Origin of the sequence: Rhodovulum visakhapatnamense (assembly GCF_004365965.1) — a bacterium.
GTDB lineage: Bacteria > Pseudomonadota > Alphaproteobacteria > Rhodobacterales > Rhodobacteraceae > Rhodovulum > Rhodovulum visakhapatnamense.
Genome location: NZ_SOEB01000047.1, coordinates 1 through 10056, shown reverse-complemented (window position 1 = coordinate 10056; position 10056 = coordinate 1). Strand labels below are relative to the sequence as shown.

The 10056-nt window shown below is 61.2% G+C and carries 9 protein-coding genes and 1 pseudogene; all 10 read left to right on the top strand.

The annotated features are described in order from the left end of the window. A pseudogene (locus EV657_RS20545) lies at nt 1-89 on the top strand (IS5/IS1182 family transposase); the annotation flags it as partial. A gap of 6 nt (nt 90-95) precedes the next feature. Next, nucleotides 96-836 carry an HNH endonuclease gene (locus tag EV657_RS20540; protein WP_134079682.1) on the top strand — a complete coding sequence of 247 codons (741 nt, stop codon included), beginning with the start codon at nt 96-98 and terminating at the stop codon, nt 834-836. Between the two features lie 48 nt (nt 837-884). Continuing rightward, nucleotides 885-1079, top strand: coding sequence for a hypothetical protein (locus EV657_RS20535; RefSeq protein WP_134079681.1), 195 nt, complete (start codon nt 885-887; stop codon nt 1077-1079). Between the two features lie 445 nt (nt 1080-1524). Next, a complete protein-coding gene (locus EV657_RS20530) occupies nt 1525-2151 on the top strand; it encodes a hypothetical protein (protein WP_134079679.1) in 627 nt (208 codons plus the stop codon). A gap of 130 nt (nt 2152-2281) precedes the next feature. Next, nucleotides 2282-2521: a hypothetical protein gene (locus EV657_RS20525; RefSeq protein WP_134079678.1), complete on the top strand. Its 240-nt coding sequence runs from the start codon at nt 2282-2284 to the stop codon at nt 2519-2521. A gap of 252 nt (nt 2522-2773) precedes the next feature. After that, a complete protein-coding gene (locus EV657_RS20520; RefSeq protein WP_134079676.1) occupies nt 2774-3454 on the top strand; it encodes a PDDEXK family nuclease in 681 nt (226 codons plus the stop codon). A 133-nt stretch (nt 3455-3587) separates the two neighbouring features. Next, the gene (locus EV657_RS20515) at nt 3588-5741 is read left to right on the top strand and encodes a Mu transposase C-terminal domain-containing protein (protein ID WP_134079674.1); all 2154 of its coding nucleotides are present in this window, start codon (nt 3588-3590) and stop codon (nt 5739-5741) included. 2 nt (nt 5742-5743) lie between these two features. Then, entirely contained in the window at nt 5744-6703 is a 960-nt protein-coding gene (locus EV657_RS20510) for a TniB family NTP-binding protein (protein WP_134079673.1), read from the top strand. 3 nt (nt 6704-6706) lie between these two features. Continuing rightward, nucleotides 6707-8524 carry a TniQ family protein gene (locus tag EV657_RS20505; protein ID WP_134079671.1) on the top strand — a complete coding sequence of 606 codons (1818 nt, stop codon included), beginning with the start codon at nt 6707-6709 and terminating at the stop codon, nt 8522-8524. Between the two features lie 286 nt (nt 8525-8810). Further along, nucleotides 8811-9946, top strand: a protein-coding gene (locus tag EV657_RS20500; RefSeq protein ID WP_425057276.1) for an IS3 family transposase whose coding sequence is annotated in 2 segments (ribosomal slippage) — nt 8811-9075 and nt 9075-9946 — 1137 coding nt in all. Because the reading frame shifts where the segments join, the coding sequence is not laid out codon by codon here. Nucleotides 9947-10056: the final 110 nt, after the last annotated feature.

The window sequence follows — 10056 nt, the reverse complement described above, 5'->3', positions numbered from 1 at the left end:
CGACCCGCTACGACAAGACCGCTGAGAGCTTCCTCGGCTTCATTGACATCACGTCGATCCGTCTCTGGGTCCGCCATTTGTCAACATGACCTAGGGTGCTTGCTGCCTATGAAGGCTATGAGGGCGCTGTCCCAGAGGTCGGCGGGCTAGCTGAAACCCAAATGACCAATCCGCAGAAGGAGGCGATGCGTCACGCGTTCACAGTGGAGACTGAGCCGATGAAGACTCTCCGCGGCGATCTCTTGAGGAGAGTCAGTGTCGCCCGGTGCCCTTTCTGTGGGATCAGCGAGTCTTCGACGTTGGATCACTATCTGCCAAAGGAGCAATATCCGGAGTTCTCCGTGTTCCCGAAAAATCTCATCCCCAGCTGCGCGGTCTGCAACACGCGCAAGCGAGACCGCGTTCTGGACGGGGGAACGAACGTGCGCATGTTCCTGCATCCCTGCTATGATCTCGTCCCGGACATGGCGTTCTTGGTAGTGCGGGTGCGGATGGAGGCAAACGCTCTATTACTTTCGTACCGTCTCGTCCAGCCGGCCGGTATGGCGCTTCAGATGTTCCAGCATTTGCGGTCGCACTTCAACGAGTTGAACCTCGCGGATCGATACAGGTTAATGGGCCTTGAACATTTGGCGGGGCAATATCCCGCTTTTTGCCGAGCGTATGGTGGCAGTCGAAACGCTGGACGAGTAGTAGAAAAACTCAACGAGGGCGCTGAGGACTTCGAGGATGTATTTGGCCCGAATTTCTGGCTTGCCCAGCTCTATCGAGCATTGGCCGGAAACGCTGACTTCTGCGACGGCGGCTTCGAGGCAGTTCGTCCACAAACTATGTGAGAGCATGAGTTCTCGACTAGCGAGGAGCCTCATCAAGCGGGGGAGTGTTTGCCGCTCTCGGCCCAGGCGCTGACGCTGTCCGCCGAATACTTCGCCTTGATGCGCGCAATCATCAAGGAGGTGGCCACGGTCACCGCCACCTGGCGCGAGACCGCGAGGTCGGTCGGTGCGCGGTCAGCTGAGATCAACCGCATGGCCAGTGCCTTCAAGCATGAAGATCTGCAGCGCGCGCTGGCGCTATGACGCGACCATGCCTCCGCGGATTTGACACGCCATCGGTCAGGGTGCAGCCTCTTGTGAGGGCGCGTGCCATTTGCTTGCGCCCAGGATGACCTCCAGACAGGGAAGCCCATGATTGGTCCGTTGATCTGCATAGCTGGCATGGTGATCAGCGTTGTGGGGTCAGTCCATTGCTAGCTGGTCTACCGGGAGTCTGCGCGGAGTGCCCGCGTCGACCCTGAGAGGGTCCGGCGCTTTGTGGAAAGCGCGCCGCTGCACCGCCTGGAGGAGCTGAAGGCGAAGCGCCCGATGTGCCGGTGCAGCGGTGCGCCGCTCGAGGCGCGCGGGGCGTAAGCTCAGGCCGCGCGCGGCGGGTTCATATTTTACGGAAAAACTTTTACCGTAAACTTGACGCGTGATTTGCGAGGTGGCATAACGCTCCCAAGGACACTTCACGAGGACAGCTTTTATGGCGACGAAAGGGGAAATGGTGCGGGCGCTTGCCCAGCGGTTCGACCTGAACCCCAACAAGGTCGACGCGATGACGCGTGCCATGGCGCGGGCCGGACTGCGCACGCCTGGCGGCCGTGGCCGGGCGGCGGCGGACATGACGGGGGAGGATATCTTTCATCTCACCCTGGCTCTTGTCATGGGGTTGGAGACCAAGGATGCGCCCGAGGCCGTGCGGGAACTCTCGCAGCTTCAGCTTGTGCGTGGGAATCTGTTTCTTGACGGCCATATCCAGTGGGAAGCCAACTGCGATGGGGAAGGGGGGAGTAAGCTGCTCGATGCCCTGAACCGGCTGCCTGTCGCTGACCTGGAGCTGCACCGCGCATTTGGTGCGTTTTGCGGCCACTGGCTCGAGGAGGGGTTCTCTGGCGCAGACGAAGGGTTCAGCTCTGCCCCGGTCTCAGTCGAGGTCAGTTCAAACGGGCCGCATGCCGTGTTCTCACACCGATCCGACAAGGGCAGTCTGAAGCTCTGGTTTGGGGATGCTGCCAGGGACCTGAAAACACCGGAGTGGGAGCGGCGAACGATCCTGTCGGACAAGCTCTTCCGGCGGCTGTCGCAGCTCGCCCGCAGCGGTGCCTCGTGATCGAATCCCGGCGCCTTCCTGGCCCGGAAAGCGGAATGATTTGCCGAGTTCGATTCGCGAAATCGGAGTGATTTGATGATTTGCGCGGCCTGTCGGTCGCGGCATCCGGCTTGCGAAACGGGGAACTGAGATGAAAATGAAAAAATACTGTCATCTTAAAGTTGAAAATACCGCTGTTTTGGGCGGTATTGAGCAACTTCCTATCCTCTTTTCGCAAAACCTGCCCGGCATCTTGGAAACCGGAGGCGAGTGCCATTCCGATCTTGAGGCCGGAATTTGCAAAAATTCGGCCCCCGAAACCCCGCTCTCCCGGCGGGCTGGACAGGTGGTGCCGGTGTCTCTTATGGGCAATTCCCGAATATGCGGCTGATCTCCTGACGCGGTTCTGATCTCTCAGTTCCAGTCAGGTTAAAGGCGCTCATCGGAAGAAACTGTCCAAAGAGGCTCAAACACCCAAAATCAGATATAGGCGCTCGGCGCCCGAATGAACCGTGCGAAAGCCCGATCCCTGTGTTGCACCTGTCGATTAGCATGTTGCTGTCGCCAGGACAAGGACGGCTCTCCGCGCATTTCTAAGATCGTCATAGCCCGAGAATGTTAATTTCTCGGGGCGGGAGAAATCATGTCCTATCCCTTTCTGCCGGGCGGCATTTGCTTGCCCGAGGTGAGCGCTGGCAACCGCAGCACTCAAGTCGCATCGAAGTCCCATTTCACGGGACATATCACTTTTGGCGAAGGCCACGGGCGCGGCGTCGGCCTGGAAAGCAACCTTGAGAAGAAGGTGGCGCTCATCCTCCGCTATGCGCCGACCACGGCCGATCTCGTGGAGCAGCAAGCCTTTGACTGGTATGATGCTGATGGCGAGTACTACACCCACTATGTCGACCTTGTCTGCCGGCTGCGGGACGGCCGTCGTATCGGCTACGCGGTGCGTCCGATCCATCGTGTCAGCGCCGGGTACGAGGACGAACTGGCCAGGGTCAAGCACCAGTCGCTCTCCCAAGGCGTGTTCGATGACTTTCGCCTCTTCACCGAGCGTGATGTGTGCCCCGTCGCCCTTCACAACGCCACGCACCTCCACTCGGTACGCATCGCGGAGCCTGACGCAGATCAGGCAGCTGCCGAGGTGATCGGTATGATGCGCGGCGTCGAGACGATCGGGGCCCTGCGCGACCGGATCGGGATGGAGGGTACCGGCTTGCGCGCCGTGGTCCGTCACATCGGATCGGGGCACCTCCAACTCCTGCGTCAGGAGAAGATCAGCGAAACTTCCCAGGTCATCAGGGTGATGGCGCTGCACTAACCGCAACTCCGCCTCAGACCCTCCACCAATCATCCCCTCATCAACCGCTGCGGCGGACCGACTGCGCATAGGCAGTGGGTTCTATCCGCGCGCTCAAATTCCGGAACGACCGGACACCACCAAAGGAAAGAAAATGGAACTCAACTTCAATATCGACAACGCACGCTATGCCTTCGGAAAGTTTGACCGGGTGCATATCAACGGGATGGCCTGCAAGGTCATTCACCAATCCGAAGACGGGTATGTCTTCGGTGCCGATGACAGTGTCGGTCTCGCCCAGGCGTATACGCATGGACAGTTGAGCCGCTTGGGGGCGCAGGGACGTATCCGCGTCGAGACCGGCTATTACGATGTTGCCTCTGCTCGCAAGCGCCTGGTTCAGTCTGCGGGGTTCGTGAACGATCTGTCGTTCAAGAGCTATGCGCGCCTTTCGAAGAAGGACGCCTATTGCGAGGCGCTGCTGGAACTGCGCCGCGATGGCCTGATCAAGATGACGGATGAAAGCCTTGGCGCCAACATGGTGCTGATCAAGGGCAAGGCCTTGGAGTATGCGGGGAAGGATACCCGCGCTGGCGACCACAGGCTCGACATCTCGCGGAACTTCGGCGAAGCGCCTTCTCCCCGTACGTTGCGCCGTTGGCTGGTCGCGAAGGACGAGCTTGGGCTGATCGGGCTGGCCGATGCCATGCATCGTCGAGGCAACCGTACCCGGGTGATGAGCTCTGGAGCAATCGGCCTGCTCATGACCGAGGTGCGGAAGTATCTTTCGCCCGAGAAGCCGACGATCAAGATGATCCATGAAGGCGTCCAAATCGCCTTCGCCGAGCGGAATGCCGAACGTGTGAAAGCTGGGCTGGGTGTGTGGACCACGCCAAGCCGTGAGACGGTTCGCCGCGCTGTGCGCGAACTCGACCCCTTCCAGGTGACCTTGGCCCGGGAAGGTGAGGCCGCGGCGCGGAAGAAATACCGCCCGGTGTTTGAAGGACTGTATCTCGCGAGACCGCTTCAGCGGGTGGAGATCGACGAATGGCAGATCGACCTCATTACACTCATGAAAAGCTCCGGCATGTACGATCTCCTGACGGACGAGGAGAGGGCAGCATTGGGCCTCGACAAGAAGAAGGCGCGTTGGTGGATCACCGCCGCGATCTGCTGCACCACGCGCTGCATTCTCTCCATGGTGCTGAGCCGGGAACCCGGGGGGGAGGCCGCAACGCAGGCGGTGCAGATGATCATGACGAACAAGGGCAAGTGGGCAGACGCCGTCGGTGCGCTTACTGCCTGGGACATGCATGGTCGGCCCGAGTTGATCGTCACCGACGGCGGTGCCGCATTCAAGTCTGAACGCTTTCGGTTCGCATGCGCCGATCTGGGGATCGCCACGGAAATCGCCATCAATGGCGTTCCGGAAGTTCGCGGCACGATCGAACGTGTGTTCAAGACCTTCGTCCTGGATCTGATGCCGCGCCTGTCTGGCCGTACCTTCTCCAACATTCTGGAAAAAGGCGACTCTGACCCGACCAAACGCGCGGCGCTGACCGTAGATGATCTGACCTTTGCGCTGGTTCGCTGGGTCGTCGACATCTACCACAACACGCCTCACCGCGGGCTGGACGGAGAGACGCCCATCGCCTGCTGGCGTCGCCTGAGCACGCAATGGGGTGTGATGCCTCCGCCGGACATGCACACTGCGCGCACCGTGTTCGGTCAGCACAAGACCGCTACGCTGGACAAGACCGGGATCACCATCCTCAAGGTCCGCTATCACTCCGAGAAACTGGCGACGTGGCTTCGTCGTGAGGACAGCTGCACCGTCAATGTGCGCTGGCATCCCAAGGACATCGGTGCGGTTTCGGTTCAGCTGGGAGATCGGTGGCATGAGGTGCCGTCTGTTGACGCTAGCCTCGAAGGCGTTTCCGCGCAGACCTGGCTGACGGCAACTCGCACGGTTCGTGCCGGTAACCCCAAGTCGAACCGGCTGGATCTGCCGGCGGTCCGTCAGGCCATCAAGGCGATCGAAGAGCGCAACGAAGCCGCCATGGTCTCGGCGAGCCTGAACCTGGAGGACTGGTCTGCTGAAGCTTTCGCTCGTGCGGAGAAGAACGTGCTGGCTGGCGTGGAATTCCACGAGCGCGCCTCCAGCCCGCAGAATGACAACGAGCTGGGCCGTGCCATTCGCGATCACGTCGAGCCCGCCGATGCCGCGCCTCCGGCGCAGCGCAACGCGGCGAAACGTGCCGGCAGCGCGCCCAAGACCCAGACAACCCTGAACATCGAAGAGGACTGATCATGTCGCATCACGCTCAAACCGCACGTGCGCTCGAACATCTTCGGAGCCTCCACGTTGGCTCCGATATGGATACTGAGCTGACGAGCCAACTCGCGCGCCTCCTTAAACGGGATGACGATGGGGAACTCTCCCCCGAACCGATCCGCTTCACGCGGACTAATGAAACGCGCGGCATCATGGTCGTGGGCGGCGCTGGCAGCGGCAAGTCCCACCTCGTTCACCGCGCCTTGATGAAGTTTCCTGTCCTGGCAGAGGGGGAGTACGGCCGCCCGAGGTTCCTGGAATGCTCCGTACCGAGCCCGGCAACCCTCAAGAGCATGGTGCTGGAGATGCTCGAGAAGAGTGGCTACGGAACTGTGTCGCCGACCCGGCAGGTCTGGTCGCTTGTCCAGATCCTTCGCGAGCGCATGCGCGTGACGGGTACTGTTGTCCTGTGGATCGACGAGGCCCACGACCTGTTTTGCGCGGACAGAAACCTCATTCTGCGCGCGTTGAAGTCCCTGATGCAGGGGGATGATGCCGTGATCGTTGTCCTCTCCGGCACCGAGGAGCTTGCGCAGGTTATCCGGACGGACCCCCAGGTTCAGCGGCGCTTCTCGACGGTCGCTTTTGTGGCGTTGGTTCCCGAATTGCACGGTGACCTCTTCCAGCAGATCGTCGGCGACTACTGCCATCGGGCGGGCCTTGGTGCGCCGCTCGAGGCCGACCTAGTCGGGCGGGTCTTCCATGGGGCGCGCTACCGGTTCGGCAGGGCGATTGAACTGATCGTGCGCGCGATCGAGGTGGCCCTCCACGCAGAGGCCAGCGATCTGGCGATCGATCACTTCGCCCGTGCCTGGGCCATGCATGAAGGGTGTCCTGCTGAGCAGAACGTGTTCTATGCGGAGCAATATCGGCTTCTGCGCCTCGATCAGGCCTCCGAAGACGCACCGCGTGTCTCGATGCGGCGGAGGGGCTGAATCATGGCGATGCTTTTTCCCCATCTGCCGTTTCATCCGGATGAAACTCCGCTCTCCTGGGCCGCGCGTAGCGCGGCCTTTCACACGGGTGGGCGCCTTGTGCCGTTTCTGAACGACCTTGGCATCGACCTCTGGTCCTTGAAGCGTGGCGAAGAGTGTGCGCTTGCGCGGCTGTGTTCGATCTCCGGGCAGGAGCGCGCACCAGTCGCGCATAACGCTGTGACAGCGCTCGGTGATCGGCAATATGCCCTCCGCGGTGAGCGCTTCGCTGCGGAGTTCCTGACTGGGCCCGTCACCCGCTTCTGCCCCTCCTGCCTGGCCGAGGATGCCGCGGGTGCTGCGCGTCCCGCCACCAAGTGGCGGCACCGTTTGATCTGGTCACTGTCCGTGGTCAGGGTGTGTCCCGTGCATCAGATCCCGTTGCTCAGCCACCGCGGCGGGAAATGGGACGACGGTGCGCATGAACTTCAGGCGTTGCCTTGGGAGAAAGATGCGCTGGCGGTCGGACCTAACGCCTCGCTGCGGCCTTCGCCGCTGCAGGACTATGTCGTCGCCAGGCTGACGGGCGCTTCCGGCCCCGCATGGCTTGATGGCCAGGGGATCGAGCAGGGCGTCCGTGCCACCGAAATGCTGGGTGCGGTCATCACGTTCGGAGCTGGGCAGAAGGCCTCCAACATGACCGAGAGCATGTGGGATGAAGCCGGCCGCGCGGGGTGGGCGGTGATGAGCGAGGGGGAGGCGGCGATCCGTACCACCTTTATGGATCTGTTGAAGCGTTCCGAGACCAATCCCGGCTCCATGCATCCGAAGACAGCTTATGGCATGCTCTATGCTTGGATGTCCGCATCGCGGCTGACCAAGGATCCCGGGGCCATCCGCCCTCTTCTGCGGGAGCACATCCTCGACACGGTGCCACTGACAAAAGGGCAGATCCTCTTGGGCAGCCCTGTTGAGGCCCCCCGTGTCAGCAGTGTGGCCAAGATCGCGGCCGGAGAACTCGTACATCCGATGACGCTCCGGAACCTGCTCGCCGACCAAGGGGCCATTTCCGCCTCTGACCGGGAGGCCCCGTGCGGTCGTATCTTTCTGCGCTACGACGAAGCGCGCGCGTCCATTCGAATGCTGAAGCATGCTGTGCCGGTCAGTCGCCTGCCGGAGTTGCTGGGGGCGTCCCGCCCCATGGTCGCAGCCCTTCTTGAAATCGGTGCGCTCACGCGGCTGGCGGAGGTGGAGGCGGCTTCCAGTAAAACGAGCAAGGCGGTCGATGGGCTGGAAATGACGGCTTTCCTGGAGCGGATGCAGGTGCGCCTTCCCGAAGTCGCGGAGAAGCCGACGACCATGGTGACGCTCGCCAAGGCTGCAGAGAAGGGGAGGGTGAAGATGTCCGTCATTCTATCGATGTTGCTGCAGGGGCGCTTGCTGCGTGCATGCCGTTTGGCCGGTGCCGCTGGCCTGGCGGCCGTTCTCGTGGATCCTCAGGAGATCAAGTCGAAGCTTGCGCTTCCCCGTCCCGGGATGAGCGGGGAGTTGGCGCTCATCATTCTCGGGTTCGATCCCTCCCGAGGCCGTCGCGTGTTCTGCCATCCCGAAGCGGCACCGCTGATCGCATCCGAGCCTTACGGCGAGGACGTCTGGGTTTCGCCCGCGGCGCTCGAGAACTTCCGGCAGAAATACGTGACCAAGAAGAGGCTGCCTCTGGTCATGGGTGTGAGACCGCTCGCCATCGGGAAGTTGCTTCGGGAACGCGGGGTCAAGCCGATCTGGGACCCAAGGGAGTTCGGTGCTGCCATCTATGAGAAGGCAGACCTGCCCATAGTTTGATCCGACGCCGACGATTTTGAATTGGATGCCGCCGAAAGGCGGCATTTTTCTTGGAAAATCGATGGACATTAATCCTGTGCCAAAAGGACAAATTGGCCGCCGCCGGCGCGAAGGCGATTCTTTAGATTGAGTTATTTCAATGACTTACGGTTCATTCGAGCGACCCCAATGGCGTTTTTTTGGTGGGTCCTACATGTAGTCAGCTGTAGGACCCACTAAAACAGAGGTGGTCGCGGGATTTCGGACCAGGTGTTAAGCTTTAGCGCCTGACGAAGACTGACCCGAGATGACGAAACGAAAACGCTATTCAGCGGAGTTCAAGGCGAAGGTGGCCCTCGAGGCCATCCGCGAGGAACTGACGACGGCCGAGCTGGCCAAGAAGTATGACATCCACCCCACCATGATCAGCGGCTGGAAACGGACGGCGATCGACAACATGGCGTCAGCGTTCGGCGCTCAGGCGGCATCGGAGCCGCTGATATCGCCCGCCGAGGTCGAAAAGCTGCACGCCAAGATCGGCCAGCTGGTGATCGAGCGGGATTTTTTGTCGGAAGCCTCCAGTCTCATCCCCGGCACTGGAGGCAGAAAGCGGTGAAGAAGGATCATCCCGGTCTCAGCGTCCGACGGCAGTGCAGCCTGCTGTCGCTGGCCCGCTCGAGCCTCTACTACCAGCCGCGCGGCGAAAGCGCGGAGAACCTCGCCTTCATGGCGATCATCGATCGCCAGTTCTTGGAAACCCCATGGTACGGCTCGCGCCAGATGGCCCGCCACATGCAGAGAGAAGGGCACAAATGCGGGCGGCATCGCGTGAGGCGGCTGATGAGGCTCATGCGGCTGGTGCCGATCTATCAGGAGCCGAAGACCAGCAGGAAACACCCCGATCACAAGATATACCCGTATCTTCTCAATGACTTGTCCATCACTCGGCCGAACCAGGTCTGGTGTACAGACATCAGCTACATTCCGATGCGTCGTGGCTTCCTGTACCTTGTGGCCGTCATGGACTGGCACAGCCGGAAGGTGCTGAGCTGGCGGTTGTCGAATTCCATGGACGCGGGATTCTGCGTCGAGGCATTGAAGGAGGCGCTGGCGAAATACGGCGCGCCCGAGATATTCAACTCCGACCAAGGCTCCCAGTTCACCAGCACCGACTTCACCGGCGTGCTGCTGGATGCGAAGGTGAGGATCTCGATGGACGGACGTGGGCGCTGGATCGACAATCGGATGATCGAACGGCTCTGGAGGTCGCTGAAATACGAGTGCGTCTACCTGAACGCCTTCGAGACCGGCTCGGAGACACGCAAGGGGATCGGCGCATGGATCAGCTATTACAACGAGAGACGCCCGCACTCATCGCATGGGCTGCTGACGCCGGACGAGGCCTATGGTAGCCGGACCCCGAACCTGAAGATCGCCGCCTGACCTGAAACCCAAGCTTGCCCTGCTCCCCAACCTTGGACCGCGGGAAGTTGGATTTTTCCGGCTGCCTCACGATGACGGGCCGGTGACGCCATCGGGATAATGCATGGCAA

Coding starts and splice junctions, on each gene's coding strand:
- EV657_RS20530 (WP_134079679.1), top strand. CDS start 1,525: ATGGCGACGAAAGGGGAAATGGTGCGGGCGCTTGCCCAGCGGTTCGAC.
- EV657_RS20510 (WP_134079673.1), top strand. CDS start 5,744: ATGTCGCATCACGCTCAAACCGCACGTGCGCTCGAACATCTTCGGAGC.
- EV657_RS20525 (WP_134079678.1), top strand. CDS start 2,282: ATGAAAATGAAAAAATACTGTCATCTTAAAGTTGAAAATACCGCTGTT.
- EV657_RS20520 (WP_134079676.1), top strand. CDS start 2,774: ATGTCCTATCCCTTTCTGCCGGGCGGCATTTGCTTGCCCGAGGTGAGC.
- EV657_RS20515 (WP_134079674.1), top strand. CDS start 3,588: ATGGAACTCAACTTCAATATCGACAACGCACGCTATGCCTTCGGAAAG.
- EV657_RS20505 (WP_134079671.1), top strand. CDS start 6,707: ATGGCGATGCTTTTTCCCCATCTGCCGTTTCATCCGGATGAAACTCCG.